We start from the raw sequence: 19,892 nt of genomic DNA on the forward strand, positions 1-19,892 counted from the left end.
AATCAGATTACCTACATTCACCCCAAACGCCGCATACCACGCAATCCTCTCGCCAGTATCGCAATCGTCCGCTCACTCTGCATGCAACGCCGGGCATGTTAGTCAGACACTGGAATCATGCGAATGCAACCTTTGCGGCTGTCGGCGGTGCCTATTCGCAGACTTGCTTATACACTTTTGTTTACAGGTGTTATACTGATTCTAAAGTTTCGGCTTTACTGCTTCTGCTATCAAGATTGCAACCTAAATGGAGGCTCAAACGAGATGACGGTCCTTCGCTTCGCGGCGCTGCCGCTTCCTTATTACATTCACGGCGGCTATAGCGTGGTCGGGCCGGGGCGCAAGCATCCAGAGCGCTATGCGATCGGCGAATTCGACCTGCTCGTCGGGAAGCAGGGGTGCATCTACATCGGCGAAGAGGATCGGCAGTATGAATTGTCCGAGGGACACGCGCTGGTGCTGCGTCCCGATCTGCATCATTACCCGACGGAGGGCTGCAGGGAGCGGACGGGGACTTATTGGGTGCATTTTCAGACGGCGGGGGACTGGCGCGCTTTGAATGGTACGGAGGAGGAGCCGATTGAAGCATCCTTCCCTGAGCAGACGGAGGAGGGTGTCCCGCTTCGCAGCCGCCAGCCCGCCTTCGCCGTCGACATTCCCCAATTCACAAGGCTTCTCCATCCGGGAAAAATGTACGATCTGCTCCAGCGCCTCATCGACCTGGACCGCCACTCCCACCGGGATCAAGTCCGCTGGGAGCAGCAGGAGATCTTCCAGCGAGTGCTTATGCAGCTGGGGGAATCGCTGCGCGCCGAGCGGCCGCACGTCGGCGAGGACGTCGCGGATCGGGCGGCGTCCTTCTTGCGCATGCGCTACAAGGACCAAGTCTCCTCCCGCGATCTGGCCGCCGCGCTGAACTTCCATCCGGTCTACATCGCGCGCCGGATGCAGAAGCAGTTCGGCTGCTCGCCGATGGAGTACCTGATCCGCTACCGCATTGAACAGGCGAAGCGGCTGCTGCTGCAGACCGATCTGTCGATCGGCCAGATCGCGCTCGATACAGGCTTCCGGCAGGCCGCTTACTTCGCCGCCTGCTTCGGCAAGCGCGAGGGCATGACGCCGCGGGAGTTCCGGCTGCTGTTCCTGCGGCAGGGCGGCCGCTCGGGCTGACCGCTGGAGAAGAAGCCGCATAATCGGCTCCTGCCGGGGGAACGATCAGGTGAAGCACATTCATTTGGTCTCCGAAGGAGGGGCATCCGATGTCCAGAAGAAGAAGCGGCCGTCGCTTAGCCGTGCCCGGGGCGGAGCAAGGCGTGAACGCCTTCAAGGCCGAAGTGATGCGCCGGGAAGGGTACGCGGTCGATCCGAACCGCCCGGACGACGTGAAGTACGAGGTGGCCAAGTCGCTCGGCGTGCCGCTAAGCCCTGGGGATAACGGGGGGCTGTCGACCGAATCGGCCGGGCATGTGGGCGGCAAGATCGGCGGTACGATGGTGCGCGAGATGATCCGGCTGGCGCAGGAGAAGCTGGCGAACCGCTCCGAGCCATAACCGGAATTCGGCGTGCGGGATCCGGGATGAGAGTGAGTCAATTGGCCGCGCCCATTCGCGCAGACAACGTACAACAAGCATGCTCCGCTGGTCCGCCGAAGGACCGGCCGGGGCTTTTTCTTTGGCTGAAGCAGATGGTATGATGGAGGTTATGATGCCAGATCTGCGATCACAAAGGAGCCGCACATGAGATTTTCGATCCAGTACTTATCTTTTTTCGTGATTAACAACGACGGGCAGGAGCAGGATCCGGTCAAGCGGTACAAGCATTACCAGACGCTCGATCATTTCGATTACGAAGACAGCGAGATCCGGCTGTTCCTCGACAGCGAATTCACGCGGATCGGGAAGCGCAAGGCCGAGATCCATTCGGAGACGGACAACGCGCCGACCAAGATCGGCCGCTTCATGTTGGAACCGGGGCACGAGCTGGACAGCAATCCGAACTATAATCTGTTCCAGAAGCTGCGTACGGCGACGGACAAGACAAGTTTTCACATGGCGTGCGACGATATGCTTCGGCTGTATATGAATACGAGCGCGGTGCGCGGAGGGGCGTTCATCGTCGCGCTGGGGAAGCTGAACGAGCTGTTCGACGATCCGTTCGTCTTCGTGCTTAAGTGCGACTTCGAATCGAAGATCGCCCGCATCTCGGACGAGCGCAGCCTCATCTCCAAGGTCGAGATGGCCATCAGCGCGCGGAACATCAAGTCAATCCAATATCCGCACATGCCGGAGGAAGGCATGCTGGAGCCGTACGAGCTGAAGATTCACCAGGCTTCGCATGCGCGCTATTTCGAGGACTTCCTTAAATTCGTATCCTATGAGAAGTCGAAGCCGGAGATCGTTACCGATCAGGTGCTGGAGATGGTGCAGCAATATATCGAGACGAAGTGGCAGGGGGACGGCGCCGGTTCGCCAGGCTTGACGCCGACATCGGATGCAGCGTACTCGCAGGCCGCGGAGCCGGACGGCGCCGCAGCAGAGCTCGGTGCAGGCCATGCCTATGGACAAGAAGCGGGCTTTGTCGAGAATGATGCTTATCTGCAGGCGGCGGAAGCCGGCCGTTACGAGGAAGAGCGCGCGTCAGCCAGCGGGCCTTACCTGATCCCTTCCGGCAATTGGACGCCGGAGAAGCAGCGGGAGGCGACGCAGTTCGAGGCGTGGGCGGCTTCCGACAAGCGGCAGCTGCAGGAGAAGTGGACGCACGACGATGTGGCGCAAGCAACGGCCAGGCTGACGGAGTTCCAGCCTGAATTGGACTTGAAGTTCAAGCTTGGCGACGTCTCGGTGAAGGCCAAGATGACCGAATACGGCGAGAACGTCCATATCGCCCGCATGAACGGACGTTATGTCGTCCTGATCGAAGGGGATACCTTCCAATTCGAGAAAGGGATATCGCCGGTCGAGCTGCTGTACCCGGACGAGATCGACGAGGTGCTGCGGCGCATGAACGAACGTCATGCCGCTCGTCCGAAGGCGGAAGACGACTATCCTTATTGAACGGAAGCGGCGAAGGCGGCGCGGAGGAACTCTCAGCGCCGCCCTTTTGGCGTGCGCATGCTAGGCTGCCGCTAACGGGCTTCGCGTTGGAAGGCTGACCATGTTTTTCGGGATGGGATCAAGCGCTTGCTAGGTTTATAATTTAGGATAGAGCCGAGAATCTCGCAGAAGGCATCGGCATCCTTGAAATAGATTGAGATGTGAATCAATGAATATAGAGATCAATCAGGCGTCTGTGCCGAAGCGAAGCTCGCGGTTCGAGGCGGGGCTATGGCGCGCGGCCGCAGGCGGAATGTGGATCGCGTGCTCGCTTGGCGCGGCGGTCGGCGCGCTCGGCGTGCCGACCGGACTTGGCGCGGGCGTGGATGTGCCGGCTGCCATCGCGCTTAATGCCGCGGCGCTTGCGCTCGTCTGCGTGCTGTTCGCATGGCTGTTCCGAATATGCCGCTGGCAGCTGCCGGCGCTGACGATCGGATCGGCGGTCTATTCCGTCGCGCTGTTAACGTTCATCCTCTACTTCGCCAATATTGCCTGGCCGTACGCGCTGCTAGTATCGTCGGTCTACTTGGGCGTCGGTGCTGGAGCGGGCTGGCTGGCCGGCGTTCTGTTCAGCCGGCGGCACGCTTGGCGCTTCAAGCTCGCGTCGCTGCTGGCAGCGCTGGTCCTGCTGGCCGGCGTTGGCTATGCAGCCGTCGGCGGCCCTTCGGCTGCCGGCGATCCTTGGACCGGCGCTGCCCGCGGCGCAGCGGACAAGGCCGTCTCCGCCTTGGCCGACAGCGGCCAGTTGAGCCCGGCGGAAGCGGCGGAGCTCTCGGCCGCCGAAGATCCTTCGCTGCCGGGACCGTACGCTTACAGCACGTTCACTTACGGCAGCGGCACGAATCGGCAGCGCGCGGAGTTCGGTTCGCAGGCTGATCTGAAGTCCGCTCCCGCAGACGCTTCGGCTTATATTGGCGCAAGCGAATGGCCCTGGCAACGCAAGCTGTTCTGGGGCTTCGGCCGGGATCGTCTCCCGCTCAACGGAACGGTATGGATGCCGGAAGGCGACGGCCCGTTCCCGGTCGTGCTGATCGTGCACGGCAACCATTCGATGGAGGACTTCTCCGACGAAGGCTACGCATATTTGGGCGAGCTGCTGGCGAGCCGGGGCTTCGCCGCCGTATCGGTAGATGAGAACTTCTTGAATTACTCCGTCTGGTCGGGCATTCCGAATCAGGATCAGAAGGTGCGAGCTTGGCTGCTGCTGAAGCATATCGGGCAGCTCCAGCAGTTCGCCTCGGATGCGTCCACGCCGCTCTACGGCAAGCTCGACTTCGAACGCGTCGCGCTTGTCGGCCACAGCCGAGGGGGGCAGGCGGTCGCCATGGCGGCGGACCGCGGCCCCTGGTTCGGCTCCGCCCCGGGCCTGCCGGCCGAGGACAGCTACACGATTCGCGCGGTTGTCGCTCTCGCGCCGACCGATGTCGTCGTCGACGGCCGCTCGGCTTCGCTTCGGGACATCGCTTATCTGCTGCTGCAGGGGGCGGGAGACGGGGATATCAGCAACTTCGACGGCGAGAGACAGTACAACCGGGTCAGCTATTCGCCAAGCTCGGCGGCGTTCAAGTCCTCGCTGTATATCGCCGGCGCCAATCATGGCCAGTTCAATACTACCTGGGGCGCGCGCGACGATTCGCTGCCGGCGGGCTTATTCCTCAGCAAGCCGGATCTAAGCGGCGAGGAGCAGCGCCAGATCGCCAAGGTTTACGTATCGGCGTTCCTGGAGAGCGCGCTTCATGGACAAGACGCATATGAAGCACTGTTCCGCGATTATCGGGCGGGAGCGGCATTCCTGCCGGCTGCCGTCTTGTACAATCAGTTCGAGAACGGCTCGTTCCAGTACATCGCCCGATTCGAGAATGCCGATGATAAGAGTCGGCCGTCCCCGACGGTCACAGCCGGCGCGGCGGGAATGACGCAATGGTCGCGGGAGGAAGCGAAGGATCGGCAAGGCCGGGGTCAAGGCAACCACGGAGTCGAGCTCCAATGGGAGGCGGCGGGCGGCTCCTACACGCTGGAGTCCGACGCCGGCGCTTTCCCGATGCCGTCTGCGGCGGGCGGCTCGGCGAAGCTGATTTTCTCCATGGCCGATTTGACTTGGGAGTTGAATGGCGCCGCCAGTGCCGGGATAGCGCCTCGCGTATCCGTGACGGCGGAGGACGCGCAGGGACAGACCGCGAGCGTTCCGCTTGACCGGATCATGCCGGTTCAGCCGGCCGCGAGGACGAAGTTCACTTGGTTGAACGGGCTGGATCGCGCCTTTAATAAAGGCAAATATGAGCATACGGCCCAAGCCGCGTTCCAGACGTACGAGATACCGCTGGACCGCTTCGTACAAGCAAATCCTGAGCTTGAGGCAGACCGGATTACACGGATCGCGTTCGTCTTCGCGGATGGGCCGGGCCGGGCGATGCTTGACGATATCGGCTTCGGCCATTGATTTTTTTACCCACACATGCGGTTGTCCGGCCGCGGGCAAATTAAGAGCGATGTCCGCGGCTGCACACGTGCGAAGCAAGCAGAAGAGGGAACGATTGACAGCGTCAGTTGCCGGATATATACTGTGCGTAGATTAACACAGTTTAATGCAAATATTAACTGTGCAAATAAATGCCACCGTTCCTCGCCGCTGGCGCGCGGATCCGGATAGAGGCATATTAGGGAGAGTGAGACCATGTCAACAACGACGGCTCAGACAGCGGATTATCGGACGGTCGTCCGCGAACGCCGGTCCGTACGGCATTACGATCCAACCTTCAAGATTCCCGACTCGGAGCTGAGGGAGATGCTGGAGGAGGCTTCCTTGGCTCCATCCAGCAGCAATTCGCAGACGTGGCGCTTCCTCGTCATCACCAACGACGAGGCGAAGAAGCGGCTGCATCCGATCGCCAACGGCCAACAGCAGGTGCTCGATGCATCCGCGGTCATCGTCGTGCTCGGCGACCTGGACGGCTACAAGGAGATGACGCGCATCTACGGCGACGCCGTGCGCGCCGGATATATGCCGGAAGACTTCGCGAAGCAGTACTTGGAACGCAGCCTGCCGATGTATGCCGGCCTGTCTCCCGAGAAGATGAGGAATCTCGTCGGGTTCGACGGCGGCCTGGTAAGCATGCAATTCATGCTGACAGCCAAGTCGCGCGGCTATGATACCGTACCGATGGGCGGCTTCAACCCGGAGAAGCTGATTGAAGAATTCAAGCTTCCATCCAACCTCGCTCCGCTTCTGCTGATCGCAGTGGGCAGAGCGTCGACGCCGGGAAGGCCGACGGTGAGACTGCCGATCGACGATATTACGTTCTGGAACAAGATCGAGCAATAAGATAGTTCGGGCGATAAGCGGCCGGAGGAGAGCGCAATGCTTCCCTTCGGCCGTTTTAGTTATGAGAATCGGCACATATAGTGGAAGGATTCCGCTAGGCTGCCGATTGAATCTTCGGCGGGATCGCTTACAATGGACTGTACAGTGAAGCGTCCGTTAGGGGCGCGGCAAAGGCTGACAGAGAGTAAGCGAGGCGGGACGAATGGCGGGTCAAGACAGGAATCGTATTAGCGGCAGAGAGCTTCGCAACATCGGGATATTCGCCCATGTCGACGCGGGGAAAACGACGACAACCGAGCAGATTCTATACCGCAGCGGACGAATCCGAACGCCGGGGAGCGTCGACGACGGAACGGCGCAGACGGATTGGCTGGACGTCGAGCGGGAGCGGGGAATCTCGGTGCGCGCGGCCGTGACGCGGTTCGAATGGCGCGGCGTCAGCGTGAATCTCGTCGATACGCCGGGGCACGTCGACTTCCTGTCGGAGGTCGAGCGTTCGCTGCGCGTGATGGACGGCGCGGTGTTGATCGTGTCGGCCGCGGAAGGCGTGCAGGCGCAGACGGAGATCGTCTGGCACGCGCTTCGCGAGAAGGGCATTCCGACGATCATCTACGTGAACAAGATGGATCGGGTCGGGGCGGATGCGGAAGCGGTGCTGGGGCAGATCCGCAAGCTGCTGTCCACGGCAGCGGCGCCGATTCAAGCGCCGGTTGGGGCTGAGGCGGATTTCGCGGGATGCGTGGAGTTGCTGCCGATGGATCGGGAGTCGGCGGGTGGAGAAGGGGCAGAGCTCTATGCCGCCGGCTTCGAGCGTTATATGCAGTTGCTTCAGGAGACGGTGGCGGAGAGCGATGAGACGCTGCTGCTTCGGTACTTCGAGCAAGGAGCCTTGACGGTGGAGGAGCTGGTGCCGGTCGTCAAGGATCGTATGGTTCGCACGGAGCTGTTCCCGGTCTTGTTCGGCGCTTCCGGACGCGGCATTGGCGTCGAGCGGCTGATGGATGCGATGATCGAGCTGCTGCCGGCTCCGGCAGGCGATACCGATGCCGAGGCGCAGGTCGCAGGCGTCGTGTTCAAGCTGGAGCGCGACCCGGCGATGGGCCGGATCGCGTATGTTCGCTTGTACGGCGGCACGATCCGCAACCGCGATTCGGTGTACAACGAATCGCGGGACGCTTGGGACAAGGTGACGCAGATCCGCAAAGTCGACGGCCGCAAGTCGGAGGACGTCGGCGTGCTGGAGGCGGGCGACATCGCCGCCGTCTACGGCTTGAACCGGGCGCGCATCGGCGACGTGCTCGGGACGAGCGAAGGCGTGCCCGGCGAGCAGCGGCTTGCGGTGCCGCTGCTGACGGTGCAGGTGCACTGGGCGAACGAAGCGGAGTATCCGGCTGTCGTCGCCGCCTTCCAAGAGCTGGCGGACGAGGACCCGCTGCTCGATCTGCAATGGCTGCCGGAAGAACGCGAGCTGCATCTGAAGGTGATGGGAGCGATCCAGATGGAGGTGCTGACGCAGCTCGTGCAGAGCCGCTTCGGCCTGACGATCACGTTCGGCGCGCCTTCGGTGATCTACAAGGAGACCTTGGCCGGATCGGGCGAAGGGTTCATCGCTTATACGATGCCGAAGCCGTGCTGGGCAATTCTTCGCTTCCGGATGGAGCCGGGCGAACGGGGCAGCGGCTTGCAGTACTTATCCGTCGTCCGGCCGGAGCATCTGCTCGAGAGCTATCAGAACGAAGTCGCCCGGCGCGTGCCCGAAGCGTTGCAGCAAGGGCTTCGGGGCTGGGAAGTGACGGACTTGAAGGTGACTCTCGTCGAAGGGGAGCACCATGTGTGGCATACGCATCCGCTCGACTTCGTCGTGGCGACGCCGATGGGCATCATGAACGGCTTGGCGAACATTGGGACGAAGCTGCTCGAGCCGATTCTCCGCTTCCGGCTGTCCGCGCCGGAGGAATTCGGCGGCAAGCTGATGAACGAGCTGATCTTGATGCGCGGGGCATTCGATGCACCCGTCATCGCAGGAGGCCGCATCGAACTGGAGGGAACGCTGCCTGTGGCCACCTCCCTCGACTTCCCGGCGAGGCTCGGGTCCATGACGAAGGGACGCGGCATTCTGTCCGCTTTCTTCGAAGGCTACCGGGAATGCCCGCCCGACGTGGATGCCGAACGTCCGCGCCGCGGCGTGAATCCGCTGGACCAGTCCAAGTGGATTCTCGCTACCCGCAACGCGTTGTCCGCTGGCTGAAGCCGCCGAGCTGCTGACCGCAGGAGATACTCGATTAAATCAAGCTTCTCCGCCCGCGCCTCCCCCGTATGAACCCGCTGCGCTGAAGTCAAACTAAAGCGCAATGAGCATCAGTTGGAGGAGAGGCCTATGATCCGCGGATGGATGTTGGCGGGAAGCGGGGCTGCGGCGACGGCGGCGCTGCTGTTGGTGTTCTGCTTGTACCTGTATCGCTTCGCCATCGAGCGCACCCCCAAGTCGTTCATGCGAAGCGATCCCAACATGCCGCAGGTGGAAGAGAAGATCATCCGCGAAGTCCGCGAATGGTTCCGCGCGCAGCCGTTCGAGGACGTGACGATCCGCTCGCACGACGGTCTGGCGCTTCAAGGCCGCTACCTGGAGGCGAAGTGCCCGACGGAGAACGCCGTCATTCTGGCCCACGGCTATTCCGGCCGGGGAGAGGACATGGCTGTCTTCGCCAGGTTCTACCACGAGCAAGGCTTCCGCGTGCTGATGCCCGACAACCGCGGCCACGGCCGGAGCGACGGCCATTACATCGGCTTCGGCTGGCATGACCGCCATGATTATGTGCGCTGGATCGAATATATGGTCCGCCGGATCGGCGAGCGGGCGAAGCTCGTGCTGCACGGCGTGTCCATGGGCGGAGGCATCGTGCTCATGACGAGCGGCGAGCCGCTGCCGCCGCAGGTGCGGTGCATTGTGTCCGACTGCGCCTATACTTCGGTGAAGGCCATCCTGAAGTATCAGCTGAGGCAGATCTTCAAGCTGCCGGCGTTTCCGCTTCTGCCGTTGACAAGCCTGGTTTGCAAATGCCGGGCAGGGTACTTTTTCGGAGAGGGGTCGGCCATTCGTCAATTAAGGAACAACAAGCTGCCGATTCTGCTCATCCATGGCGACAGCGACACGTTCGTGCCGACGTCGATGGCCGCTGAGCTCTTCGAGGCGATTCGGGGACCGAAGGATCAGTGGATCGTTCCCGGGGCGCAGCACGCCACTTCGTTCCTGACCGACAGGCAGAAGTACGAGAGCACCGTGCTCAACTTTGTCCAAAAATATATCTCGGCCCCCGCTCAACCAGCGGAAGCCCAGCATCTGCGCGCATGGCCCGAATGAGCGTTGACTGGGCTTTTTGAATGGTCTATAGTTTGATTGTCAAATAGTTCGCTTATCGAACAATTAGAAGGTGAAACCAACCGTATGGACGATCAGAAGAAGCTATTGCATACGATCGAACGGTACAAATCGGCCATGTTCGCGATCAACCGCCGGATGAACCTGCTCATGCGCGAGCTGGTGCCCGAGGATTTGACGGTAGATCAGTATCTCATCATGAGCTCCATTCTGTCGCAGGGGCAATGCACGCATTCGGAGCTGGCCGATATTTTCTGCGTGGGGAAGAGCTCGATTACCGCGATCATCTCCCGCTTGTTCGACAAGAACCTGATCCGGCGAATCCCGGACGAGAAGGATCGGCGCGTCGTGTATCTTGCGCTGACAGAGGAAGGCGAACGTGTCGCCCGAGAGGCGGACGCCGCGCTGGAGTCGCTGCTGGCCGGCTACTGGGGGCACTTCGGCGAAGAGGAGATCGATCAATTCATGCGGACGTACGAGAAGCTGGCAAGCGTTCTCCAGAACGGTTAAAGGATTGGATAGGAGGAGAGAGATCCGATGAAGGGAATCATTCGTTACAAAGGGCTGGTGCTTGCTGTCTGGCTCCTAGCTGTCGCTGCGCTCATGCTTACGGCGCCGAATATGCAGCAGCTCGTGCGGGACAAAGGGCAGCTATCGGTTCCGGACGGTTATTCTTCCGTGCAGGCGAGCCAACTGCTCTCCGAGATGAACGGTCCCGGCTCCGGTCCGAAGAAGACCCAATCGACCATACTGGTCTTCCACGGGGAGGGGGGGCTGGACGCTGCTCAGTTGGAAGACATTCGGCAAGGCGTGGAGAAGTTGAAGAACAACAAGGACCAGCTGGGCGTTGCGTCGGTGCTGACTCACTTCGATATGCCGGAGCTCGCGAGTCAGGCCGTCTCTGCGGACGGCAGCACGGTGCTGGCGCTGCTCGAGGTGTCGCTTGACGGCCGCTCGCCGGAAGAGGCGAGAAGCGCGCTGCACGAAGCGCTCCAGGACGTGAAGGTCGATCATTATCTGACGGGTAACTGGCTCATCCAGGAGGACGTCGTGAAGAGCTCCCAGGAGGGGCTGCACAAGACCGAATGGATCACCGTCGTGTTCATCCTGGCGATTCTGTTCGTCGTCTTCCGTTCCGCGTTCGCGCCGTTCCTGCCGCTCGTTACGATCGGGATCAGCTATTTAGCCTCCCAGTCGATCGTAGCTTACCTTGTGAAGTATCTTGACTTCCCGCTGTCGACGTTCACGCAGATCTTCCTCGTCGCGATCATGTTCGGCATCGGAACGGACTACTGCATCCTGCTGATCAGCCGCTTCAAGGAAGAGCTCGCGCATGGGCGCAGCCGCGTCGACGCCATTCTGGCGACCTACCGCACCGCCGGGCGCACGGTTCTGTTCTCCGGCATCGCCGTATTCGTCGGCTTCGCCTGCATCGGCTTCTCTTCGTTCAGCCTGTTCCGCTCGGGAGTCGCGGTGGCGGTCGGCGTCGCCGTGCTGATGCTGGCGCTGTTCACCTTCGTGCCGTTCCTGCTGGCGTCGATGGGGGGCGCCATCTTCTGGCCGTCGCGCAAGGCGCTCGAGCACAAGCCGAATCGCGTCTGGGGCGCCGTCGGCGGCTTCGCCTATCGCCGACCGCTGATCGCGCTGCTCATTCTCGCGGTTGTGATCGCGCCGCTTCTTAGCTTCTATAGAGGCGCCGTCTCCTTCGACTCGATGGAGGAGATCGGCGGCAAGTACGACTCCGTCAAGGCGTTCAACTACATCGCGGACGGCTTCGGCCCTGGCGATTCGCTGCCGACGACGGTCGTGGTGAAGGCTGATCAGCCGTTCGATTCGGCGGAGGGACTGGCACTGGTCGAGAAGATGACGCGGGAGCTGGCGCAGGTGGACGGCGTGAAGATCGTACGCAGCGCCACGCGCCCGACCGGCGATCCGCTGGCGGATCTGCAAGTGGCGAACCAAGTCGGCCAGCTGGACAGCGGTCTCGGCCAAGGCGCGGACGGCGTCGACCAGATCGCCGACGGGCTGAAGCAAGCGGGCGACAGCCTGGCGAGCCGAGCGCCGCAGCTGCAGAGCTCGGCCGAAGGGGCCGAGCAGCTGGCGAGCGGCACGCGCGAGCTGGAGGCCGGGCTTGGCCGGCTAGGCGACGGGCTGAAGCGCATAGAGCAGGGGCTGCGAGACGGCACGGCCGGCGCCGATCAGCTCGAGGCGGGCCTGGCGCAAGCGCAGGCCAGCGCCGAGCAGTTAGCCGCCGCGAGCGCGCAGCTGCAAGGGCAGTATGAGCAGCTTGGCGCGGCGCTTGGCGAGCTGACAACCGCCTACGGCAAGGCGGCGGCGAGCCAGCAGGCGTTCGCGCAGGGGCTGGGCGATGTCAGCGCCGGGCTTGGCGGCTTGGCGCAGAAGTATCCGGAGCTGCAGCAGGACGAGGACTTCCTGCAGGCGCAATCGGCGATTGGCAGCCTGCAGCAGAGCGCCGAGGCTTCGGCGGTCGGGTTGGAGCAGTTGAATGCGCAGCTGGCGGGGTTCGCGACGGGGCTTGGGCAAGCGAATGCCGGCTTGGATCAGGCGGCAGGCGGGCAGGCAGAGCTGGCTAAGGGGTTGAAGTCGCTCGCGACGGGGCTGGCGGAGCTGGCGGACGGGCTTGGGCAATCAGCCGACGGCCAGAGCCAGATCGTCACGCAGCTGCCGGAGCTGACATCTGGCGCGGCGAAGTTAGCTGAGGGGCAGGAGCAGCTGGCGGACGGGGTCAAGCAGTTGAACGATCAGCTCGGGGAGCTGACGGACGGGCTGCAGGACAGCGCCAGCGGCCTCGCGCAAGTGAGCGGCGGCTTGAAGTCGGCGCAGAGCTATCTCGGGGAGCTGTCGGGGGCGTCCGACAAGCAGCTGTCCGGCTGGTTCGTGCCGGACGAGGCGCTGGGCAACGCGGATTTCCAGGCGGCACTTGGCACCTATCTGTCAGAGGACCGGACGATCGCGAAGCTAGAGGTGATTTTCACCGGGAACCCTTATGATGTGGAGACGCTGGACCGGATCGAGGATGTGCGGGAGGCGGCGCTGCGCTCTCTCAAGGTCGGCGAATACGCGGGGGCGCAGGTGGAGATCGGCGGTGTGACGAGCCTGTACCATGACCTGGACACCGTCTCGTCGAAGGATTACCGGCAGACCGTTATCTTCATGATCGCCGGCATTGGGCTTATTCTGCTCGTTCTATTCCGCTCGCTGGTCATTCCGCTCTATCTGATCGTCTCGCTGCTCGCGACGTATTACACGTCGATGGCCGCGACGGAGCTGATCTTCACCCGGATGCTGGATTACTCCGGCACGAGCTGGGTCATTCCGTTCTTTGGCTTCGTCATGCTGATGGCGCTGGGCGTTGACTACAGCATCTTCTTGATGGACCGGTTCAAGGAATACCGTCACCTGCCGCCGCGCGAAGCGATCTTGAGCGCCATGAGCAGCATGGGCACGGTCATCCTGTCCGCAGCTGTCATTCTAGGCGGAACCTTCGCGGCGATGCTCCCGGCCGGCGTGCTGTCGCTGATGCAGATTGCCGTCACTGTGCTGTGCGGGCTGTTCCTATATGCGATTGCGGTGCTTCCGCTGTTCATCCCGATGATGGTCCGCCTGTTCGGCGAGGCCAACTGGTGGCCGTTCATGGGACGGCGCGGGGAGCGCGGCGAGCGTCTGGAGGCTCCGCCGGAGACGTCTCAAACTTTCGGAGACGGCATATAAGCGGAATTAGAAGGATGCTATAATGGAACATATGCGCAGAATGCAGCCGGAAGGAATCATTCGTTCTCGACTAAGGTGGGCAGACAACCATGCTTCAGAATCATAACTCCACACACCCCGATGTATATCGCTATTTCTTCGAGCATCATCCAGACGGTTTAGGCATCGTGGATTCGGACGGTCTCTTCCGGAAGGTCAACGCTTCTCTGCTGGACATGTTCGGTTACACGCAAGAAGAGATGCTGGGTCAATCGCTGGATCAACTATGGAACGGGCCGTGCGGCAGCCGAAGCGGCTCCCGGGGGAATGTCCAAGACCAGACGGAATGGGCCGTGCTGCACAAGAAAGGTTACTTGGTTTATGTTCGGCTGACGTGTACTCCCTATGTAAGCGGCGGGGAGGAGATCGGAAGAATCGTCGCGTTCGAGCCGCTCGCCCGGCAACGGCAGCACCGCAAGGAGCTCTCCGATGTTCAGGATATGTTCGCGTTCATCTCGGAGAAGTCTCAGAACATCATTTCTTCCTTCACAGCTGACGGCGTATTCTCTTATGTCTCTCCGACGGTGAAGGCATTGCTCGGGTATTCGCCGGAAGAGGTGATCGGACAGCCGGGAGCGATCTTCAACCATCCGGATGACAACGATAAATTGTGCAGATATCGCAATTCGACCTATATCGACCGGGACACGGTGAGGTTCACCGGCCGCGTCCGGCATAAGAACGGCGAATATCGATGGTATGAGACGACCGCGGAATATATTCGCGACGAGCATGGACAGATCATTCAAACGATTGGCGTCGGGCGGGATATTACCGATCGCAAGGAAGCGGAAGAGACAATCGCTCACTTGGCCTATCACGATTCGCTGACCGAGCTGCCGAACCGACGGTTGTTCAAGGACGACGTCAGCCGGCTCTTGGAGGAACCCGGTGCGCTCCACGGGCTGATGCTGCTGGATCTGGACGGGTTCAAATACGTCAACGATACGTTCGGGCATGACATCGGGGACCGGCTTCTGACGCAGGCGGCCAGGAGGCTGATGGATGCGGCGGGGGACCAGGGGATCGTAGCCCGTTGGGGCGGTGACGAGTTCACGGTCTTTCGGGCGCATATCGAGAGCAAGGCGGATATCGATTCTCTGATGAAGCGGATCAAGGAAGCCATCGCCGAACCGTTCTTGATTGCAGGCCGCAGCCTATCAATCGCGGCAAGCATAGGCGTCTCCTATTATCCCGAAGACGGGGACGAGGTGGAGGCGCTCATCCGGCATGCGGATGCGGCGATGTACCGCGCCAAGAATCAAGCGAGAGACCGGGTATGAATACGAATTCCATCAGCCAAAGCGGCAGTCTGGGCATATGATATTGCCTGAACTGCCGCTTATATGGTTTGCGCCGAACGCCGGCGAGACGCTTGCGACTACGCCCGCCCGATCATATTCTCCGGCCGCACGTACTGATCGAACTGCTCCGCGGTCAGCAGGCCGGTGGCGACCGCGGCTTCCTTCAACGATATGCCTTCCTTGTGCGCCAGCTTCGCAATCTTCGCCGCATTCTCGTAGCCGATGTACGGATTAAGCGCCGTGACGAGCATGAGCGACTGCTCGAGATTGCGCCGAATGACGCGCTCGTTCGGCTCGATGCCGACGGCGCAATGCTCGTTGAACGAGCGCATGGCATCGGCCAGCAGCCGGACGGACTGCAGGAAGTTGTGCAGAATGACCGGCTTGAACACATTCAGTTCGAAGTTGCCCTGGCTCGCTGCGAAGCCGATCACCGCGTCGTTGCCCATGACCTGGCAGGCGACCATCGTCATCGCTTCGCTCTGCGTCGGGTTCACCTTGCCCGGCATGATCGAGCTGCCCGGCTCGTTCTCCGGGATCGTCAGCTCCCCGATGCCGCAGCGGGGGCCGCTCGCGAGCCAGCGCACGTCGTTGGCGATCTTCATCAGATCGGCGGCCAGCGCCTTGAGCGCTCCGTGCGTGTAGACCATCTGGTCGTGGCTGGTCAGCGCATGGAACTTGTTCGTCGAGGAGACGAACGTCTTGCCCGTATCCTTGCTGAGCGTCTCCGCGACTCTGTCGCCGAACGCAGGGTCGGCGTTGATGCCGGTGCCGACAGCGGTGCCGCCGATGGCAAGCTCGGAGAGCGACTTGACGCTCTCATAGATCATGAGACCGGAGCGGTCGAGCATCGCCCGCCAGCCGCTGATCTCCTGCCCAAGCGACAATGGCGTCGCGTCCTGCAGATGCGTCCGGCCGATCTTGACGATGTGCCGGAACGACTCCATCTTCTGACGCAGCGTCTCCTTTAGTTCGTCCAGCGCGGGCAGCAGCGTGTCTTCGATCGCGATCAGCCCGGCTATATGCATCGCCGTCGGGAATGTGTCGTTCGAGCTCTGCGACTTGTTCACGTCGTCGTTCGGATGGACGCGCTGCGAGCTGCCGGCCGCCTCGAGCAACTGATTCGCCCGGCGCGCAATGACCTCGTTGACGTTCATGTTCGTCTGCGTCCCGCTGCCCGTCTGCCAGACGACGAGCGGGAAGTGATCGTCCCACAGTCCGCTAAGAATCTCATCCGCAGCGGCGATAATGGCGTCCGCCTTCTCGGGCGCCAGCGTGCCGAGCTCGCGGTTGACGCTCGCGGCGGATTTCTTGAGCATGGCGAACGCTTGAATCAGCTCGAGCGGCATCTTCTCCGTGCCGATCCGGAAGTTCTGGCGGCTCCGCTCGGTCTGCGCGCCCCACATCGCCTCCGCAGGTACCCGCACTTCTCCCATCGTATCGTGTTCTGTCCGATATTCCATTTGGCTGAACCTCCTGATTCTGACATGAGTTCTCTTTATCGATTCTACCCTACACGGTTGTTTTATAGCGAGCAAGAGAGGGTGATTTTGAATTTTATTGCCTTAAGCGCATTGACAAGGACTGAGGACGTTGGAAGACCTACTCTCGGAACCTGCCCTATGGTATGCTTTAGAGGAAGAATGTTCCGTCAAGACATCATCCGATGATATAGAAGGAGGATTAACCCCATGACGTTAACGCAAGCATACGAGGGTACATATCAAGGCGAGCGAGCCGTCTGGCTGAAGGCAGGTCCCTATGAAGCGGCGGTGCTGCCGGAGATCGGCGCGAACCTGATCGCCTTCCGCGACACGAAGCGGGGCATCGCGATTCTGCGCGAGCCGGGAGAGAACGAGATGGATGCGTTCAAGGCGCGTCCGTTCGTGCACGGGATTCCGGTGCTGTTCCCGCCGAATCGGTTCGACGCCGGCAAGTTCCAGTGGGATGGGGAGACGTATCATTTTCCGATCAACGAAGAGGACCGCGGCAATCACCTGCACGGCTTCGCGCATTCGGCGGCGTGGCAGGTCGACCACTTCAGCGCGGACGAGCTGGAGAGCCGCGTGACGCTGTCGCTGACGGTCGGCGAGGGACACCCGATCTACCAATACATGCCGTTCGAATTCACGTTGAAGCTGCAATACACGCTGAGCGAGGAAGGGCTGCACCAGCGAGTCAGCGTGCGCAACAACGGCGGCAAACGGCTGCCTTGTCTGCTGGCGTTCCACACGACCGTCAATGCGCCGTTCATGCCGGGAAGCGGGAAGGACGACATCCGCTTCAAGCTGACGATCGGCGATCGCTGGCAGATGGGCGACGATGGGCGGATGCTCCCGACCGGGCGGTTCCAGCCGCTGTCCGAGGGTGAGAAGAAGATGGCGGAGGGCACGCAGACGCCGTTCTTCGAGTCGATGGACAACCACTACACGGCGAAGCCGCAGAACGGCCGCAACTACATGGAGCTGACCGATACGCGCGCGGGCGTGAAGCTGATCTACGACGCAGGCACCGGTTACAAGCAGTGGATGATCTGGAACAACGGGGCAGAGATCGGCTTCTTCTGTCCAGAGCCGCAAGTGAATCTGGTTAATGCGCCGAACATCTCGGGACTGCCGGCCGAGGAGATCGGGCTGATCGGCCTTGAGCGGGGCGAGATCTGGGAAGAGACCAGCCGGCTGTATCTGATTGGCTGATCGCGGCTGAACGCCGTTTGATTGAGATGAAGCATCATACGAGCGGAGTTCTGACGGGCGACGGAAGTGCTCGTTGGAATTCCGCTTTTGCGCTTATTTGGGGCAACCTGAATGGAAGCAGACTACAATTTAAAAAAAGGTTGGATTAGCCCGATGGAATTGTTCCTCATTATCTTGGGGCTGCTGGCGCTAATTGGCGTCTCGCATGTCCTGAACCGGATTGTCCCGGCGGTGCCGATTCCGCTGTTCCAGATCGCGCTCGGCGCGATGCTTTCGATAGGGCCCGGCATACACCTAGAGCTTGAGCCGGAGCTGTTCTTCGTTCTCTTCATTGCGCCCCTCTTGTTCAATGACGGCAAGCGAACGCCGAGAGACGAGCTCTGGGCGTTAAGGGGCTGGATTCTGCTCATGGCCGTCGGGCTTGTCTTCTTGACCGTGCTGGTCGGGGGCTACGCGATCCACGCCATGATTCCGTCCATTCCGCTGTCGGCCGCGTTCGGCCTCGCCGCCATCCTGTCGCCGACGGACGCCGTCGCGGTCGGCGCGCTGGCGGGGCGAGTGCATCTGCCCAAGAGCATCATTCGGCTATTGGAAGGCGAGTCGCTCATGAACGACGCTTCAGGCCTGGTGGCGTTCAAATTCGCGGTGGCGGCGACCGTCACCGGCGCCTTCTCGCTGCCGCAAGCGACGCTGAGCTTCTTGTTCATCGCTGTCGGCGGACTGCTGAGCGGCGTCGTGCTGTCGTTCCTGCTGATCGGGCTTCGGGCCTTCCTGCGCCGGCTGGGAATCGAAGACGTCACGATGCACATGCTCATTCAGATCTTGACGCCGTTCATCATCTACCTGATCTGCGAAGAGATGGGCGTATCCGGCATTCTGGGCGTCGTGGCGGGCGGCATCTTCCACGCGATTGCCAGAGACCGGATGGAGCCTTATGTGAACAAGCTGCAGATCGTCTCCACCAGCACCTGGTCGGTTATTCTGTTCGTGCTGAACGGCCTTGTGTTCCTCATGCTAGGCTTGCAGATTCCGCATGTGGGCTCGACCATTATCGAGGATCCGGCGTTCGACAATTTCCAGGTTGCCGGGTACATCGTCGTGATCGTGGCGCTTCTATATGCCCTGCGGTTCGTGTGGGTCTACCTCTTCTCGCTGCTGGAGCGCGGCGGCCAGACGCACCGCGAGAAGCTGAAGTCCGCCGTGCTGACGACGCTGTCCGGCGTTCGGGGAACGGTCACGCTGGCCGGCGCGTTCTCGATTCCGCTCGTGCTGAATGACGGCAGCCCTTTCCCCGAACGGAACTTGATTCTGTTCTTGTCGGCGGGCGTCATCCTTCTCACGCTGGTGATCGCAAGCATTGCGCTGCCGCTCTTGTCGAGAGGGAAGCCCCAAGAAGAAGGCGGGGATGCCAAGCGGCTGTCCGAGCGGGAGGCGCAGTATCGCATCATTCAGCGGACCGTTGAAGCGCTCCGAGAAGAGATGACCGAAGAGAACAAGGAAGCGATGCTGTCGGTCATCGCGGATTATAACCGCAAGCTTCAGCAGATGGGAACGCAGTCGCATGATTTCCGCGAGCGCCAAGAAGCGCGAACGGTCGCTTTGCAGGCATGGCTGACGGCGATCGGCGCGGAACGGGCGGAGGCGCAGCGGCTGCTCAAAGAAGGGAGAATCCAGCCGGATACGGCTGTCTACTTCGAAGAGACGCTGTCTCGCGCGGAGTCGCTGCTCCAAAGCCGCACGCGGGTATTCGCGACGGCGTTCAGGCTGGCGTTATCGCGGCTGTGGCGGAGGCTGAAGCACGGCCGGAACGGGGACGCTTGGACGCCGGAAGAGGCGAGGAAGCGGAAGCAGCTCAAGATTCAAACCTCGCGAGCGGCGATGGCCCGTCTTCGCGAGTTCATGAACGACAGCAACCGGGAGGAGGTTCTCTCGCTGATCGTTCGCTACCAAGAGGTGGTCGAGCGGCTGAAGGAGAGCATCCGGTCGCCCGAACGGAAGGAACTGTTCACCCGCCAGAAGAAGGAGCTCGAGAACAAAGCGATCCAGCTGGAGCGGGATACGCTGCAGGAGATGTACATCAACGGCGAGGTGACGCTGGGGATGATGAACAGCCTGCGGTTCTTCATCAACGCGATGGAAGCGGCCGTGGCGGAGGAGCAGTTGGAGTAGCTGGCGGTTGCGGAAGTCGGCGGATTGGCTGGGTGGCGGGAGTTGCGGAAGTATGGGGAGCTGCGGGAGCAGCGGGAGTAGCTGGGTTGCGGTTCGGTGTGTCGGCGGGTTAATAACGGAAGCTTGTTCCGTTATCGGAAGATGAGGTGTGGATGGGTC

13 protein-coding genes are annotated in these 19,892 nt (G+C 61.4%); 12 read left to right on the forward strand and 1 reads right to left on the reverse strand.

The features are described from left to right. The first annotated feature begins 264 nt into the window (after positions 1–264). The 10 genes from H4Q31_RS05020 (at position 265) to H4Q31_RS05065 (ending at position 14,847) form a co-directional block, all read left to right on the forward strand. A complete protein-coding gene (locus tag H4Q31_RS05020) occupies positions 265–1,170 on the forward strand; it encodes a helix-turn-helix transcriptional regulator (protein ID WP_185177980.1) in 906 nt (301 codons plus the stop codon). A gap of 89 nt (positions 1,171–1,259) precedes the next feature. Then, positions 1,260–1,550: an alpha/beta-type small acid-soluble spore protein gene (locus tag H4Q31_RS05025; RefSeq protein WP_185177981.1), complete on the forward strand. Its 291-nt coding sequence runs from the start codon at positions 1,260–1,262 to the stop codon at positions 1,548–1,550. Between the two features lie 186 nt (positions 1,551–1,736). Then, a complete protein-coding gene (locus H4Q31_RS05030; protein ID WP_185177982.1) occupies positions 1,737–3,053 on the forward strand; it encodes a DUF3900 domain-containing protein in 1,317 nt (438 codons plus the stop codon). Positions 3,054–3,261: 208 nt separating this feature from the next. Beyond that, positions 3,262–5,532 carry an alpha/beta hydrolase family protein gene (locus tag H4Q31_RS05035; RefSeq protein WP_185177983.1) on the forward strand — a complete coding sequence of 757 codons (2,271 nt, stop codon included), beginning with the start codon at positions 3,262–3,264 and terminating at the stop codon, positions 5,530–5,532. Positions 5,533–5,766: 234 nt separating this feature from the next. Beyond that, entirely contained in the window at positions 5,767–6,414 is a 648-nt protein-coding gene (locus tag H4Q31_RS05040) for a nitroreductase family protein (protein WP_185177984.1), read from the forward strand. A 202-nt stretch (positions 6,415–6,616) separates the two neighbouring features. Then, positions 6,617–8,662 carry a GTP-binding protein gene (locus H4Q31_RS05045; protein ID WP_185177985.1) on the forward strand — a complete coding sequence of 682 codons (2,046 nt, stop codon included), beginning with the start codon at positions 6,617–6,619 and terminating at the stop codon, positions 8,660–8,662. Between the two features lie 129 nt (positions 8,663–8,791). Next, positions 8,792–9,775, forward strand: a complete 984-nt coding sequence (locus H4Q31_RS05050) for an alpha/beta hydrolase (RefSeq protein WP_245347255.1) — start codon at positions 8,792–8,794, stop codon at positions 9,773–9,775. Between the two features lie 84 nt (positions 9,776–9,859). Beyond that, positions 9,860–10,303 carry a MarR family winged helix-turn-helix transcriptional regulator gene (locus H4Q31_RS05055; protein ID WP_185177986.1) on the forward strand — a complete coding sequence of 148 codons (444 nt, stop codon included), beginning with the start codon at positions 9,860–9,862 and terminating at the stop codon, positions 10,301–10,303. 27 nt (positions 10,304–10,330) lie between these two features. Further along, the gene (locus tag H4Q31_RS05060; protein WP_185177987.1) at positions 10,331–13,525 is read left to right on the forward strand and encodes an efflux RND transporter permease subunit; all 3,195 of its coding nucleotides are present in this window, start codon (positions 10,331–10,333) and stop codon (positions 13,523–13,525) included. Positions 13,526–13,614: 89 nt separating this feature from the next. After that, positions 13,615–14,847 carry a diguanylate cyclase domain-containing protein gene (locus H4Q31_RS05065; RefSeq protein WP_185177988.1) on the forward strand — a complete coding sequence of 411 codons (1,233 nt, stop codon included), beginning with the start codon at positions 13,615–13,617 and terminating at the stop codon, positions 14,845–14,847. A gap of 98 nt (positions 14,848–14,945) precedes the next feature. On the opposite strand, the gene fumC is transcribed toward H4Q31_RS05065, so the two are convergent. Next, on the reverse strand, positions 14,946–16,331 hold the full coding sequence (gene fumC / locus H4Q31_RS05070) for a class II fumarate hydratase (protein WP_185177989.1): 1,386 nt from the start codon (positions 16,329–16,331) through the stop codon (positions 14,946–14,948). Positions 16,332–16,559: 228 nt separating this feature from the next. Here fumC and H4Q31_RS05075 point away from each other — a divergent pair, with 228 nt between their 5' ends. Further along, entirely contained in the window at positions 16,560–17,564 is a 1,005-nt protein-coding gene (locus H4Q31_RS05075) for an aldose 1-epimerase (protein ID WP_185177990.1), read from the forward strand. Positions 17,565–17,717: 153 nt separating this feature from the next. Next, the gene (locus H4Q31_RS05080) at positions 17,718–19,733 is read left to right on the forward strand and encodes a Na+/H+ antiporter (RefSeq protein WP_185178057.1); all 2,016 of its coding nucleotides are present in this window, start codon (positions 17,718–17,720) and stop codon (positions 19,731–19,733) included. The last annotated feature ends 159 nt before the right edge of the window (positions 19,734–19,892 follow it).

It is taken from the genome of Cohnella lubricantis, assembly GCF_014212015.1.
Taxonomy (GTDB): Bacteria; Bacillota; Bacilli; order Paenibacillales; family Paenibacillaceae; genus Cohnella; species Cohnella lubricantis.